Raw genomic sequence first — 14,483 nt, 5'->3', positions numbered from 1 at the left:
CGCTCCGGGGCGCCCCGACCCTCGGGGTGCTGCGCCCGCGGCGGATCAGCCCTCCTCGAAGGCGCGGTCCTCCTCGTCCCACTGCCGGGTGCGCTCCGCGGCGAGCTTCAGCGCGTTCTGCGCCTCCTCGCGCGTGGCGTAGGGCCCGAGCAGCTTGCGGTAGTCCGACTGCGGGCCCTCCTCGACCTGGTGGGTGTAGGTGTTGAACCAGTACTCGGCCATGACCTCTCCTCTCGACGGCCGCCGGGCCCCGGTGACCGGACCGGCCCCGTGCCCGGCGCGCTAGGGTAGATCCTAGGCCCGGACCGGCCCGGACGGGGTCGGCCCACCCGATCCAGGAGGTCCAGACCCCCGTGCCCACGCACAACCTCACCGCTCCCGCCCCCGGCGGCACCGCCCCCGTCGGCGCCCTCGCCCCCGGCGCCGTGACCCCCGGCCGGCCCGTGCCGGCGTCCATCCCCCGCCCCGAGTACGTGGGCCGGGCGGAGCCGGACGAGGGCCGCGGCGGCAACGTCTACACCCCGGACGAGATCGAGCTCATCCGCGCGGCGGGCCGGATCGCGGCGCGCGCCCTGCAGGAGGCCGGCCGGGCCGCCGTGCCGGGCACGACCACGGACGAGCTCGACCGGATCGCCCACGAGTACCTGTGCGACCACGGGGCCTACCCCTCCTGCCTGGGGTACCGGGGCTTCCCCAAGTCCATCTGCACGTCCCTCAACGAGGTGATCTGCCACGGCATCCCCGACTCCACGGTGCTGGAGGAGGGCGACATCATCAACCTGGACGTCACGGCCTACAAGGACGGCTTCCACGGCGACACCAACCGGATGTTCCTGGTGGGCGAGGTCGACGAGCAGTCCCGCCTGCTGGTCGAGCGCACCGAGGAGGCCCTGAACCGGGCCGTCAAGGCCGTCCGCCCGGGCCGGGAGATCAATGTCATCGGCCGCGTCATCGAGAAGTACGCCCGGCGCTTCGACTACGGCGTGGTGCGGGACTTCACCGGCCACGGGGTGGGCCGGGAGTTCCACTCCGGGCTGATCGTCCCCCACTACGACGCCGCGCCGTCCTACTCCACCCCGATGGTCCCGGGCATGGTCTTCACGATCGAGCCCATGCTGACCCTGGGCACGATCCAGTGGGAGCAGTGGGACGACGACTGGACCGTGACCACGCGCGACCGGCGGCGCAGCGCGCAGTTCGAGCACACCATGGCCGTCACCGAGGACGGGGCGGACGTCCTCACCCTTCCGTAGGCCCTGCCGTAGACTGCCCACTGATCATCCGACCACGGCCCCACGAGAGGACCGCCCCATGACCACACCAGACCGCGACGTCGCCGCCGTCCCGAACCGCCGCGTCATCGGCATCGACTTCGGCGGCACCGGGACCAAGGGCGGGATCGTGGACCTCGACACGGGCGAGCTCGTCGGCGAGCGCTTCCGGATCGCCACGCCCCGCCCGGCCACCCCCGAGAAGGTCGCGGAGGTGATGCAGCAGATCGTCGCGGAGCTGCAGTCCCGTCCCGAGGCTCCCGCTCCCGACTCGCCCGTGGGCATCGTCTTCCCGGCGATCATCAAGGAGGGCGTGGCCCTGTCCGCGGCGAACATCGACAAGTCCTGGATCGGCACGGACGTCGACGGCCTCATGACCGAACGGCTCGGCCGTCCGGTCGAGGCCCTCAACGACGCCGACGCCGCGGGGCTGGCCGAGGCCGTCTACGGCGCCGGACGGGGCGTCAAGGGTCTGGTCATCGTGATCACCCTGGGCACCGGGATCGGCTCCGCCCTGATCCTCAACGGCAAGCTCGTCCCGAACGCCGAGCTGGGGCACCTGGAGATCGACGGCCACGACGCCGAGACGAAGGCGTCCGCCGCCGCGCGCGAGCGCGAGGACATGCCGTGGAAGAAGTGGGCGACCACCCGCCTGCAGCGCTACTTCAGCCACGTGGAGTTCCTGTTCTCGCCCAACCTGTTCGTGGTCGGCGGCGGGGTGTCGAAGAAGGCGGAGAAGTTCCTCCCCTTCATCGAGCTGCGCACGCCCGTGAAGGTCGCCGAGCTCCGCAACAACGCCGGGATCGTGGGCGCCGCCCTGTGGGCCGGCATCCCGCACGCGCCCGAGAGCTGAGCCCGGTCCGACGACGACGCCCGGTCACCTCCGCGAGGAGGTGACCGGGCGTCGTCGTGACCGGGCGGGAACGATCCGGCCGGGGGCAGAAAAAAACCCGCCGGGGGCCGCGGCTTCCCCTCCGCAGCCCCCGGCGGGAGCTTGTTGTGGACCCCACTCTACGGTCCTCCTCCGGCCTGCGGCAAGGGACACGCCGGGACGTGGCGGCCGGAGCCGGTGCACCGCACGGGCGGGTCGTCAGAGCAGCCTCGGCTGGGACACGCCCTCGAGGCCCTTGCCCCGCGGCCGCCGGCCGCTGCGCTTCCGGGCGGCGCCGATGGGCTCCACGGTGGCGGGGATGGTCTGCTGCCCGGTCTGCTCGGCCTGCTGCCGGCGCAGGAGGTCGATCGCCTCCTCGAAGTCCCCCAGGCCGTCGAAGGCCTGGTAGACGCTGGCGAAGCGCAGGTACGCCACAACGTCCAGCCGGCGGAGCGGGGCCAGGATCGCGAGCCCCACCTCGTGCGCCTCGATCTCCGCGGCGCCCAGCGCCCGGATCGTCTCCTCGACCTCCTGGGCGAGCATCGCGAGGTCGTCCTCGCTCACCGGCCGCCCCTGGCAGGCCTTGCGCACCCCGTTGACGATCTTCTGCCGGTCGAAGGGCTCGGTGACGCCCGAGCGCTTGATGACCGAGATGGTCGTGGTCTCGAGCGTGGTGAAGCGCCGGCCGCACTCGGAGCACTGGCGGCGGCGGCGGATCGCCGTCCCGTCGTCCGTGGTGCGGCTGTCGACGACGCGGGAGTCGGTGTGACGGCAGAACGGGCAGTGCACGGTCGGATCAGCTCCCGGTGCGGATCGTGATGGCCCGGCCGTGCGCGGGCAGGTCCTCGGAGCGCGCGACGGCCACGATGTCCTCCCCGATCACGGCGAGCGCGTCCTGGGTGTACTCGACGATCTGCACCGCCTTCATGAAGGCGGTGGTGGACAGGCCCTGGGCGTGCACCGCCGTCCCGCCCGTGGGCAGCACGTGGTTCGAGCCCGCCGCGTAGTCGCCGAGCGGGACGGGGCTGTAGGGCCCCAGGAAGATCGCCCCCGCGTTGCGCACCCGGGCGGCCACCTCCTGCGGGTCGGCGGTGTGGATCTCGAGGTGCTCGGCGGCGTAGGCGTCGGCCACGCCGATCGAGGAGTCGAGGTCGTCGGTGAGCACGATCCCGGACTGCGGCCCGGACAGGGCGGTGGTGATCCGCTCCCGGTGCTTCGCCTCGGGGACCTGGACGGCGAGCTCCGCGGCGACCCGCTCGGCGAGCTCGGGCGAGTGGGTGATCAGCACCGCGCCGGCGGCGGGGTCGTGCTCGGCCTGGGAGATCAGGTCGGCGGCCACGTAGGCCGGCACGGCGGTGTCGTCGGCCAGCACGGCGATCTCGGTGGTCCCCGCCTCGGCGTCCACGCCGACCACGGAGCGGAGCAGGCGCTTGGCGGTGGCGACGTAGACGTTGCCCGGACCGGTCACGGTGTCGACCGGCTCGAGGACGTCCTCGCCGTCCGTGACCCCGTGGGCCATGGCGGCCAGCGACTGGGCGCCGCCGATGGCCCAGACCTCGTCCACCCCGAGCAGCCCCGCGGCCGCGAGGATCGTGGGGTGCGGCAGCCCCCCGAACTCCTTCTGCGGCGGGCTGCACAGCACCACGGAGCCGACCCCGGCCGCCTGGGCCGGGACGACGTTCATGACCACGGACGAGGGGTAGACGGCCAGCCCGCCGGGCACGTAGAGTCCCGCCCGGCGCAGGGGCGTCCATCGGTGCACGAGCACGGCGCCGGGCGCGACCTCGACGCGGGCGTCGGCCGGGCGCTGCGCCTGCGCGAAGGCCCGGGTGCGCTCGATGGCGGTCTCCAGGCCCCGGCGCACGGCCGGGTCCAGCTCGTCGACCGCCCGCCGGATCTCCGCCGGGTCGACGCGCAGCCGGTCCTGGGCCACGCCGTCGAAGCGCTGCGCGTAGCGGCGCAGGGCGACGGCGCCCTCGGTGCGGACCGCGGCGATGATCTCCTCCACGGCCTGCTGCGCCGAGGCGAGCGACGTGGAGCTCTGCCGGGGCACTGCCGCCCGCAGCTCGGACCAGGACAGGTGCCGGCCGCGCAGGTCGATCGTTCGCAGGACGGGAGTCGTGGTCGTCTCAGCAGTAGTCACGCTCTCCATGGTATTCCACCGCGGCGCCCGGCCGGGTGCCGGGCCTTGCGCTCAGCCGCCCGGTGGGCTACACCTCCAGGCAGGTCGGGCCGAGCAGCACCTTGAGGTCCCCGAACAGCGCCGGTGAGGGGTTCACCCGCAGATCGGGGCCCAGGCGCAGGACCTGCACCTTCTGGCGGGTCTCGAGGTGGATGCGCACCTCGGAGTCCCCGCGGTGGTTGCGCAGCACCGCGCCGATCTCCTTGACCGTCTCCTCCGTGGCGCGGAACTCGGGCAGGGCGATCAGCACGGGGCCGCTGTGCCCGTCCGCCGAGAGCTCCGGCACGGTGAGCTCCTGCGCGGAGATCGTCACCGACCCGTCGTCCCGGCGCTGCAGCCGGCCCTTGATCACGCAGATGAGGTCCTCCGCGAGCACGCCCGCGATGGGGGCGTAGGCCTTGCCGAAGAACATGATCTCGATCGAACCCGTCCGGTCCTCGAGCTCCACCCGCGCGTAGGCGTTGCCCGAGGTCTTGGCGATCCGCCGGGACAGGGAGGTGATCATGCCCGCCACGGTCACCACGGCGCCGTCGGGCCGGCCGTCCTCGCCGAGCAGCGGCTGGATCGAGGTGTCGGCGTACTGCCCGAGCGCCTCGTCGAGGCCGCGCAGCGGGTGGTCGGAGACGTACAGGCCGAGCATCTCGCGCTCGAAGGCCAGCAGGTCCTTGCGCTCCCACTCGGGCACGTCCGGCACCGCGACGGTCAGCGACGTCGAGGGGTCCTCGTCGTCCAGCCCCATGCCCCCGAAGAGGTCGAACTGCCCGGCCGCCTCCTGGCGCTTGACGGCGACCGTGGCGTCCACGGCCTCCTCGTGGCAGAGCACGAGTCCGCGCCGGGTGTGGCCCAGCCGGTCGAAGGCGCCCGCCTTGACCAGGGACTCGATGGTGCGCTTGTTGCACACCACGGCGGGGACCTTCGCGAGGAAGTCGTTGAAGGAGGTGAAGGCGCCGTGCTCCTCCCGGGCCTCGACCATCGCGCTGACCACGTTGGCGCCCACGTTGCGCACCGCGCCCATCCCGAAGCGGATGTCGGTGCCCACCGGGGTGAAGTTCAGCGCGGACTCGTTGACGTCCGGGGGCAGCACGGTGATGCCCATCCGGCGGCACTCGGTGAGGTACAGGGCGAGCTTGTCCTTGTCGTCGCCCACCGAGGTGAGCAGCGCGGCCATGTACTCGGCCGGGTAGTGCGCCTTGAGGTAGGCCGTCCAGTAGGAGACGAGGCCGTAGGCGGCGGAGTGGGCCTTGTTGAACGCGTAGTCCGAGAAGGGCAGGAGGATGTCCCACAGGGCCTTGATCGCGGCCTCGGAGTAGCCGCGCTCCACCATGCCGCCGTGGAAGCCCTCGTACTGCTTGTCCAGCTCCGACTTCTTCTTCTTGCCCATGGCGCGGCGGAGGATGTCCGCCTGGCCGAGCGTGAACCCCGCGACCTTCTGGGCGATCGCCATGACCTGCTCCTGGTAGACGATCAGGCCGTAGGTCGTGTTGAGGATCTCCGCGAGCGGCTCCTCGAGCTCGGGGTGGATCGGGGTGATCTCCTGCTGGCCGGTCTTGCGCAGCGCGTAGTTCGTGTGCGAGTTCGCGCCCATGGGACCCGGGCGGTACAGCGCGATGACCGCGGAGATGTCCTCGAAGTTGTCGGGGCGCATGAGTTTGAGCAGCTGGCGCATGGGCCCGCCGTCGAGCTGGAACACCCCGAGGGTGTCGCCGCGGGCCAGCAGCTCGTAGGACTCGGCGTCGTCGAGCAGGAGGTTCTCCAGGTCGAGGACGAACCCGTCCTGGTTCAGCGTGATGTTCTCGATCGCGTCGGAGATGATCGTGAGGTTGCGCAGCCCCAGGAAGTCCATCTTGATCAGCCCGAGCCCCTCGGAGGTGGGGTAGTCGAACTGGGTGATGACCTGCCCGTCCTGCTCGCGGCGCATGATCGGGATGATGTCGATCAGCGGGTCCGAGGACATGATGACGCCCGCCGCGTGCACCCCCCACTGCCGCTTGAGCCCCTCGAGGCCCTCGGCGGTGTCGAAGATCTTCTTCGCCTCCGGGTCCTGGGCGAGGATCTCGCGCAGCTCGTCGGCCTCCCCGTAGCGCTTGGCGCTCTCGTCGTAGACGTCCTTGAGGGAGATGCCCTTGCCCATGACGTCCGGCGGCATGGCCTTGGTCAGCTTCTCCCCCATCGAGAAGGGGTAGCCGAGCACGCGCGAGGAGTCCTTGAGCGCCTGCTTGGCCTTGATGGTGCCGTAGGTGACGATCATGGCCACGCGCTCGTCGCCGTACTTCTCGGTGACGTAGTGGATCACCTCGGAGCGGCGGCGGTCGTCGAAGTCGACGTCGAAGTCGGGCATGGAGACGCGGTCCGGGTTGAGGAAGCGCTCGAAGATCAGGCCGTGCTCCAGCGGGTTCAGCTCGGTGATGCGCATGGCGTACGCGACCATCGAGCCGGCCCCGGAGCCGCGGCCCGGGCCCACCCGGATCCCGTTGTTCTTGGCCCAGTTGATGAAGTCGGCCACCACCAGGAAGTACCCGGGGAAGCCCATCTGCAGGATGATGCCCTTCTCGTAGTCGGCCTGCCGCTGCACGTCCTCGGGGATCCCGCCGGGGAAGCGGTGGTGCAGGCCCCGCTGCACCTCCTCGACGAACCAGGACTCCTCGTCGTGGCCCTCGGGGGTCGGGAAGCGGGGCATGTAGTTTGCGGAGGTGTCGAACTCGACGTTGCACCGCTCCGCGATCTCCAGGGTGTTGTCGCACGCCTCGGGGAAGTCCCGGAACAGCTCCCGCATCTCCGCCGGGGACTTCAGGTAGAACTCGTCGGCGTCGAACTTGAACCGCTTCGGGTCCGCCAGCGTCGAGCCGGACTGCACGCACAGCAGGGCGGCGTGGGACTTCGCGTCCTCGGCGTGGGTGTAGTGCAGGTCGTTGGTGGCCACGAGCGGCAGCTGCAGGTCCTTGGCGAGCTTGAGCAGGTCGCCGGTGACCCGCTTCTCGATCCCCAGGCCGTGGTCCATGAGCTCGCAGTAGTAGTTCTCGGCGCCGAAGATGTCGCGGAACTCCGCCGCGGCCTGCCGCGCCTCCTGGTACTGGCCCAGGCGCAGGCGGGTCTGCACCTCGCCGGAGGGGCAGCCTGTGGTGGCGATGAGGCCCTTGCCGTAGGTGTTCAGCAGCTCGCGGTCCATGCGCGGCTTGTACAGCTGGCCCTCCAGGGACGCCAGGGACGAGGCGCGGAACAGGTTCTGCATGCCCTGGGTGGTCTCCGCGAGCAGCGTCATGTGCGTGTAGGCGCCGCCGCCCGAGACGTCGTCCCGGCCGCCGTCGGCGAACTTCACGCGGGTGCGGTCGGAGCGGGCGGTGCCCGGCGTCAGGTAGGCCTCCACGCCGATGATGGGCTTGATCCCCGCGTTGCGGGCCTTGTTCCAGAAGTCGAAGGCCCCGAAGACGAAGCCGTGGTCGGTCGTCGCCAGGGAGGACATCCCCAGTTCGTGGCAGGCCTCGAAGAGGTCGTCGAGGCGTGCCGCACCGTCGAGCATCGAGTACTCGGTGTGCACGTGGAGGTGGGTGAAGCTGTTCTTGCCGGTCGCCGTCGTCACCCGACCAGTGTAGTGGTCCGCACCGACCGCTCCGCCCCGCCGGGGCCGTCCCGCGGCGGCCGGCTCCCCCGGCCGGGGCCGCTCCGCCGGGTCAGGCGGGACCGCCGTCGCGCAGCGTCTCGAGGGCGAAGGAGAGGTCCGGCGGGTACGGGCTCTCGTACTCGACGGGCTCGCCCGTGCCGGGGTGCTCGAAGCCCAGGCGCTTGGCGTGCAGCCACTGCCGGGTGAGCCCGAGGCCGGCCGACAGCGCGGGGTCCGCGCCGTAGGTGAGGTCCCCGCAGCACGGGTGGCGCAGCGCGGAGAAGTGCACGCGGATCTGGTGGGTGCGGCCGGTCTCCAGGTGCACCTCCACGAGCGCCGCCCGGCCGAAGGCCTCCAGGACCTCGTAGTGGGTGATCGACGCGCGGCCGCCGTCGACCACGGCGAAGCGCCAGTCGTAGCCGGGGTGGCGCCCGATCGGCGCGTCGATCGTCCCGCGCAGCGGGTCCGGGAGGCCCTGCACCACCGTGTGGTAGACCTTCGTCACCGTCCGGTCCTTGAAGGCGCGCTTGAGCGCGGTGTACGCGCGCTCGGTGCGGGCCACGACCATCAGCCCGGACGTGCCGACGTCGAGCCGGTGCACCACACCGGCCCGTTCGGGGGCGCCGGAGGTGCTCACGGTGACGCCCGCGCCCGCCAGGGCCCCGACCACGGTCGGTCCCTTCCAGCCCGGTGAGGGGTGCGCGGCGACGCCGGGGGGCTTGTCGATCACCACGATGTCGTCGTCCAGGTGCACCACGCGGAAGTCCTCGACCAGCTGGGGCACGATCCGGGCCGGGTCCTCGGGGACGGGCACGTGCACGGTGAGGGTCTGCGAGGCCTCGACCCGGAAGGACTTGGCGACGGGCCGGTCGCGGTGCAGCACGCGGCCCTCGGCGCAGAGCACGGCGGCCGCGGAGCGGGAGAGCCCGGTGAGGGCGGCCACGGCCGCGTCCGCGCGCTGGCCCTCGAGCTCGGGCGGCACGGTGAAGCGCTCCTGCACGTGCTCCTCGGGCTCAGCCACGGGTGCCCTCCTCCTCCGGCGCGGCCTCGACCGGCTGCGCGCCCGGGGCGCCCGCGCCCGTGCGGGTGCCGTCGAGCTCCCGGCCGAGCAGCGTCAGGAGCACCACGAGGGAGACCCCCACGACCACCCCGCAGTCGGCGATGTTGAAGATCGCGAAGCGCGGCACGGCGATGAAGTCCACCACGTGGCCCATCCCGGAGCCGGGCTCCCGCAGGAGCCGGTCGGTCAGGTTGCCGAGGGCGCCGCCGAGGACGAGCCCCAGGGCCAGGGCCCACGCGGCCGAGCGGACGCGGCGGAGGGTGAGCACGATGAGGACGGAGACGACCACCATGACCAGGGTGAAGACCCAGGTGATGTTCTCCCCCAGGGAGAACGCGGCGCCGGGGTTGCGGATGAACTGCCACCACAGCAGTCCCTCGACCACCGGCGTCCGCTGGCCGAGCTCCATGGTCGCGACGACCCACCACTTGGTGAGCTGGTCCGCGGCGTACACCAGCAGCGCGGCGGCCGCGGCGAGGAGGAGGACGCCCCGCGGGGTCCGGCGGTCGGGTGCTCCGGCGGGGACTTCGGGGGACTCGCTCATGCTCTCCTCGGGTGGCGGGGCGGGGATCGGGCCCGCCCCGGGTGGCGGGGCGGCGGGGACGTCGGCCCCGTTCCATGGTGCCACGTCCGCCGGGGAGCCATCCGCCCCGGGGGCGCCCCGCCAGGGCGGCCCGGGGCGGACGACGACGGAGGGACCGGCACGTGGCCGGTCCCTCCGCGGGGTGCGCGTCGCGGCGCGGCGGCTAGGCCTGCTCGGACCGGACCGGGCCGACGGCGCCGTCCGCGGCCTGTGCGGGCTCGAGGGACGGGGTGGTGTCCAGGTCCTGCAGCTGGTCCTGGATGTACGCCTTGAGGTTGGTGCGGTAGTCCTGCTCGAAGGCGCGCAGCCCCGAGACGCGGGCCTGCAGCTCGGCCTGCTCCTCCTGGAGGGCCGTGAGGGTCTCCTCGCGCGTGCGCTGGGCGTCCGTGACGAGCTCCTCGGCCCGCTCGCGGGCCTCGCCGACGATCCGGTCCCGCTCGGCGGTGCCCTCGGCGACGTACTCGTCGTGCAGCTTCTGGGCCATCGCCAGGACTCCGGCCGCGGACTGCGCCGCGCCGGAGGCGGGCGCGGTCTCCGCGGGGACGGTCTCGGCGGCTCCGGTGCCGGCCGCGGCGGGCGAGGTCAGCTCCACCGCCTCCTGCGGCGCGCCGCCGGCGACCGGGGCGGGGGCCTCGACGGTCTCCCCAGCGGTCTCTCCGGCGGTGTCCTCGGCGACCGGGAGGCCGGGCTCGGAGACGGGCGACGGCGCGGAGTCCTTGGGCGCGACGGGCTGCCCGGCGGCCTCGAGCTGCTGCTTGAGGTCGGTGTTCTCCTGGTTCAGGCGGCGCAGCTCCACGACGATCTCGTCGAGGAAGTCGTCGACCTCGTCCTGGTCGTAGCCCTCCCGGAACTTGGTGGGCTGGAACCGCTTGTTGATGACGTCTTCGGGCGTCAGAGCCATGGGTGCATTCCTTCGTGGGCGGAGCGCGGGCGCGGCCCGCGGCGGGGGATCCGTCCGACCGGGGCCGGGGCGGCGCGGTGGCCGGCGCCCGGTGGTCGTGCGGTTACAGCGTACAGGCCGGTCCCCGGCGGGCCGGGTCGGACCGGCACGGCGTCAGACCAGCATCGAGCCGATGATGCCCTGGACGATGCTGACGGCGAAGATGAGGATGAGGAACCCGAGGTCCAGCGACACCCCGCCGAAGCGCAGGGGCGGCACGATCCGCCGGAGCCACCGCATCGGCGGGTCGGTGACGGTGTACACGGCGGAGGCCCCGACGAGGGCGGCTCCGCGGGGCCGCCAGTTGCGGGCGAACATCTGCACCCAGTCGAGCACGAGGCGCGCGAGCAGCGCGACGTACACGAGGTGCAGTGCCAGGTACAGCACGGAGAGCAACAGGTCCATCGGTCCGCCTCAGTCCTCCTGGTGGTCGTCGGTCTCGTCCTCGCCGCCGGCGGGGTGCCCGACGACCTCCACGTAGGACGGGGTGAGCAGGAAGACCTTGCCGGTCACCCGTTCGATGGAGCCGTGCAGGGCGAAGACCAGGCCTGCGGAGAAGTCCACCAGGCGCTTGGCCTCGGCGTCGCCCATGTCGCTGACGTTCATGATGACGGGCGTGCCCTCGCGGAAGGCCTCGCCGATGGACTTCGCGTCGTTGTAGGAGCGGGGGTGGACCGTGGTGATCGTGCGCAAGGTCGAGCTGTCCTCTCGAGAGCTGGAGGGGGCGCGTTTGATGGGGGTGACCGGCGCCCGGTACTCGGCCGACCGGCGCGGCACGGCCACTGCGGTGGACTCGTGGGCGCGGGCCTCGCGCGGCTCCTCGCGGACCGCGGCGGTGGGCTGGTGCTCCTGGCGGGACGGCGTCGGCTCGTCGTAGTCCTCGTCCGTCTCGGCGAGGCCGAGATAGATCATGGTGCGGCGCAACGCTCCGGCCATGGTGCTCTCCTTGACTGTCTGTGCGGATATCGGCGGTGGGGGGAGTTCCGGGATCCTCGGACCGCCCTGCGCCCGTGGTGCTGCCCGGAACGCGGTACGGCCCTGGCCCCGCGGGGCCGTCCTCCAAGCTATCCTACGGGCGCCCGGGGCCCGAGGATATCGGAGCCGACGCGCACGTGCGTGGCTCCCCGAGCGACCGCCTCCTCGAGGTCCTGGCTCATCCCCGCGGACACGGCCGCGGCCTCCGGGAGGGGCCGCCGCAGCCGCTGCGAGAGCTCCTGGAGGCGGTCGAAGGCGGGCCCCGGGGGCGCCCCCAGCGGGGCGACGGCCATGAGGCCCCCGGCCCGCAGGCCCTCGGTGCCGGCGATCTGCTCGGCGAGCCCGACGACGTCCTCGGGGCGGGCGCCGCCGCGGCGCTCCTCGGCGTCCAGGGACACCTGGACGAGGCACGTCAGGTCCTGCTCGGCGCACGGCCCGGGGGCCGCGTCCCCGGCCGCCACGGCCTCCCGGTGCCGCTGCACCGCCTTGCCGAGGGCCGTGACCAGGGAGGCCCGGTCCACGGAGTGCACCCACCCCGCGTAGCGCACCACCGACTTCGCCTTGTTGGACTGGAGCTGGCCCACGAAGTGCCAGGTGAGGGGTCCGTCCACGAGCCCGGCCACCTCCCGCGCCTTGGCGGCGGCCTCCTGGTCCCGGTTCTCCCCCACGTCCCGGACGCCGAGCCGGTGCAGCCGGGCCACGTCCGCGGCCGGGAAGAACTTCGTCACGGCGACCAGCACGGGCTCCTCGGCCGCCCCGCTCCCCCGCGCCGCGGCCGCGATCCGGGCACGCACCCGGTCGAGGGACCGGGCGAGCTCCAGGGTCCGCGGATCGTCGCCGCCGGGGGCGGCGGCCGGGTCGGCGCTCACGCGGCGTCCTCCCCGCGGGGACCCGAGCGCCAGACGAGGCCGACGATGCGGCCGGAGCCGGGGTTCCTGCGGTGCGAGGACAGCCGCTCGTTCTCGAGGGTGCAGGAGGGGCCGGCCCCCGACGGCTCGACGACGCCGACCCCAAGGGCGGTCAGCCGCTCCCGGGCCCCGGCGCGCAGGTCGAGGGCAGGGGTGCCCCAGGACGTCGTGGCGGCCACCGCGGGGATCCGCTCCGCGGACTCCTCGCGCATGGCGGCCGGCACTTCGTAGCAGCTGCCGCAGATCGAGGGGCCGAGCCAGGCCGACAGCCCGCTCGCGCCCCGGGCCCGCAGCTGCTCGACGGCGCGCTCGAGCACGCCCTCGAGCAGGCCGCGGCGCCCGGCGTGCGCCACGCCCGTGAGCGGGCCGCGGGGCCCCTCCCCGACCAGCACGACGGGCACGCAGTCGGCGACCATCACGGCCAGCGGCACGCCCGTCGCCGTGACCGCGGCGTCCGCGGTCGGCACGGCCGGCCGGTCGTGCCGGTCCGCGTCGGCCACGTCGGTGCCGTGCACCTGGTCGAGGAACACCAGGGAGCCCCCGGGCACGCCGATCGACCGCTCGAGCGCGGCCCGGCGGGCCCGCACCGCGTCCGGGTCGTCGCCCGTGTGCAGGGCGAGGTTGCCCGCGCCGCGGTCCGTGAACGCCACCCGGACGCCCTGCCCGACGTCGTCCTGCCACCAGAGCACCGGGTCCTCCTGTCGTTGCTCGTCGTGTCTCGTCGCGCCGCCGGAGGAACCGGCGGCGGGGCTTAACGCGCCCTGGGGGCGGACGCGGGTCCACCGCGTCCGCCCCCAGGGGGCCGGACTCACTTCAGGAAGTCGGGGAAGTCCAGGGAGTCCTTGCGCCCGGAGCCCGCCCCGGCGCCGGCCTCCGCCTCGGCGGGCAGGTCGACGTCGAAGCCGGCGTCGTCGGGCACGTCGTCGTTCTGCACCGGCTGCGCCCACCGCTGCGAGGTGGAGGGCTGGGCGAAGGACGGGGCCCCGCCACGCTGCGGGGCACGGCCCACGCCGGCGGGCTGACCGGCGCCGGACCCGAAGGCCGCGCGCGTGGTCGCCGCCTGCTGGGCGGCCGCGTTGGTGTTGTTCGCGTTGGTCTCCGGGCTCACCGAGTCGAAGCCCGCGGCGATGACCGTGACGCGGGCCTGGTCACCCAGGGCGTCGTCGATGACCGCGCCGAAGATGATGTTCGCCTCGGGGTGGGCGACCTCCTGGACCAGGCGGGCGGCCTCGTTGATCTCGAACAGCCCGAGGTCGGAGCCGCCCTGGATGGACAGGAGCACGCCGTGGGCACCGTCGATCGAGGCCTCGAGCAACGGCGACGCGATCGCGAGCTCGGCCGCCTTCACGGCACGGTCCTCGCCCTGCGCGGCGCCGATGCCCATGAGCGCCGAGCCGGCGCCCTGCATCACGGACTTCACGTCGGCGAAGTCGAGGTTGATCAGGCCCGGGGTGGTGATCAGGTCCGTGATGCCCTGCACGCCGGAGAGCAGCACCTGGTCCGCGGACTTGAAGGCGTCCAGCATGGACACGTTGCGGTCGGAGATGGACAGCAGCCGGTCGTTGGGGATCACGATGAGGGTGTCGACCTCGTCGCGCAGCGTCTCGATCCCGTTCTCCGCCTGGTTGGACCGGCGGCGGCCCTCGAAGGTGAACGGGCGGGTGACGACACCGATGGTCAGGGCGCCCAGGGAGCGGGCGATGCGGGCGACCACGGGGGCGCCGCCGGTGCCGGTGCCGCCGCCCTCGCCGGCGGTCACGAAGACCATGTCGGCCCCCTTGAGGACCTCCTCGATCTCCTCGTGGTGGTCCTCCGCCGCCTGGCGGCCGACATCGGGGTTGGCGCCGGCGCCCAGGCCGCGCGTGAGCTCGCGCCCGACGTCGAGCTTGACGTCGGCGTCGCTCATCAGCAGGGCCTGCGCGTCCGTGTTGATCGCGATGAACTCGACGCCGCGCAGCCCCTCCTCGATCATCCGGTTGACGGCGTTGACGCCGCCGCCGCCGATTCCGACGACCTTGATGACGGCCAAGTAGTTCTGGGGGGTGGAGGAGTCCATGGGTACCTAACTGGAGATGGTTCGGGTCGGGGATGGCGA

14 protein-coding genes are annotated in these 14,483 nt (G+C 73.1%); 2 read left to right on the top strand and 12 right to left on the bottom strand.

What is annotated here, in order from left to right; all coding sequences use genetic code 11:
- Positions 1 to 45: 45 nt before the first annotated feature.
- A complete protein-coding gene (locus E7Z53_RS09550; RefSeq protein WP_017834145.1) occupies positions 46 to 222 on the bottom strand; it encodes an SPOR domain-containing protein in 177 nt (58 codons plus the stop codon).
- 131 nt (positions 223 to 353) lie between these two features.
- Between E7Z53_RS09550 and map the strand changes: the two genes are divergently transcribed.
- A complete protein-coding gene (gene map, locus E7Z53_RS09545; RefSeq protein WP_017834144.1) occupies positions 354 to 1,253 on the top strand; it encodes a type I methionyl aminopeptidase in 900 nt (299 codons plus the stop codon).
- A 58-nt stretch (positions 1,254 to 1,311) separates the two neighbouring features.
- Positions 1,312 to 2,124 carry a polyphosphate--glucose phosphotransferase gene (gene ppgK / locus E7Z53_RS09540; protein WP_017834143.1) on the top strand — a complete coding sequence of 271 codons (813 nt, stop codon included), beginning with the start codon at positions 1,312 to 1,314 and terminating at the stop codon, positions 2,122 to 2,124.
- A 237-nt stretch (positions 2,125 to 2,361) separates the two neighbouring features.
- On the opposite strand, the gene nrdR is transcribed toward ppgK, so the two are convergent.
- The 11 genes from nrdR to ftsZ all read right to left on the bottom strand — a co-directional run bounded on the left by nrdR (position 2,362) and on the right by ftsZ (position 14,444).
- Positions 2,362 to 2,931 (bottom strand): transcriptional regulator NrdR, encoded by a 570-nt coding sequence (gene nrdR / locus E7Z53_RS09535; RefSeq protein WP_081994156.1) that lies wholly within the window; start codon positions 2,929 to 2,931, stop codon positions 2,362 to 2,364.
- 7 nt (positions 2,932 to 2,938) lie between these two features.
- Positions 2,939 to 4,294: a histidinol dehydrogenase gene (gene hisD / locus E7Z53_RS09530; protein ID WP_035924045.1), complete on the bottom strand. Its 1,356-nt coding sequence runs from the start codon at positions 4,292 to 4,294 to the stop codon at positions 2,939 to 2,941.
- Positions 4,295 to 4,352: 58 nt separating this feature from the next.
- Positions 4,353 to 7,901 carry a DNA polymerase III subunit alpha gene (gene dnaE / locus E7Z53_RS09525; protein ID WP_017833675.1) on the bottom strand — a complete coding sequence of 1,183 codons (3,549 nt, stop codon included), beginning with the start codon at positions 7,899 to 7,901 and terminating at the stop codon, positions 4,353 to 4,355.
- A gap of 91 nt (positions 7,902 to 7,992) precedes the next feature.
- Positions 7,993 to 8,943, bottom strand: coding sequence for an RluA family pseudouridine synthase (locus E7Z53_RS09520; RefSeq protein WP_017833676.1), 951 nt, complete (start codon positions 8,941 to 8,943; stop codon positions 7,993 to 7,995).
- Positions 8,936 to 9,526, bottom strand: a complete 591-nt coding sequence (lspA, locus tag E7Z53_RS09515) for a signal peptidase II (RefSeq protein ID WP_176337665.1) — start codon at positions 9,524 to 9,526, stop codon at positions 8,936 to 8,938. Before lspA ends, E7Z53_RS09520 begins: the two co-directional genes overlap by 8 nt.
- 202 nt (positions 9,527 to 9,728) lie before the next feature.
- A complete protein-coding gene (locus E7Z53_RS09510; protein ID WP_176337664.1) occupies positions 9,729 to 10,466 on the bottom strand; it encodes a DivIVA domain-containing protein in 738 nt (245 codons plus the stop codon).
- A 153-nt stretch (positions 10,467 to 10,619) separates the two neighbouring features.
- The gene (locus E7Z53_RS09505) at positions 10,620 to 10,910 is read right to left on the bottom strand and encodes a YggT family protein (RefSeq protein WP_017833679.1); all 291 of its coding nucleotides are present in this window, start codon (positions 10,908 to 10,910) and stop codon (positions 10,620 to 10,622) included.
- Between the two features lie 9 nt (positions 10,911 to 10,919).
- Entirely contained in the window at positions 10,920 to 11,441 is a 522-nt protein-coding gene (locus tag E7Z53_RS09500; RefSeq protein WP_017833680.1) for a cell division protein SepF, read from the bottom strand.
- Between the two features lie 128 nt (positions 11,442 to 11,569).
- The gene (locus tag E7Z53_RS09495; RefSeq protein ID WP_176337663.1) at positions 11,570 to 12,349 is read right to left on the bottom strand and encodes a YggS family pyridoxal phosphate-dependent enzyme; all 780 of its coding nucleotides are present in this window, start codon (positions 12,347 to 12,349) and stop codon (positions 11,570 to 11,572) included.
- Positions 12,346 to 13,077 (bottom strand): polyphenol oxidase family protein, encoded by a 732-nt coding sequence (locus E7Z53_RS09490; protein WP_035924050.1) that lies wholly within the window; start codon positions 13,075 to 13,077, stop codon positions 12,346 to 12,348. The genes E7Z53_RS09495 and E7Z53_RS09490 overlap by 4 nt, the downstream gene beginning before the upstream one ends.
- Positions 13,078 to 13,196: 119 nt before the next feature.
- On the bottom strand, positions 13,197 to 14,444 hold the full coding sequence (gene ftsZ, locus E7Z53_RS09485) for a cell division protein FtsZ (RefSeq protein WP_109243793.1): 1,248 nt from the start codon (positions 14,442 to 14,444) through the stop codon (positions 13,197 to 13,199).
- Positions 14,445 to 14,483: the final 39 nt, after the last annotated feature.

The sequence above is a fragment of the Kocuria salina genome (genome assembly GCF_013368965.1).
Classification (GTDB): Bacteria; Actinomycetota; Actinomycetes; order Actinomycetales; family Micrococcaceae; genus Kocuria; species Kocuria rosea.
This window is presented reverse-complemented; position numbering and strand designations above follow the sequence as displayed.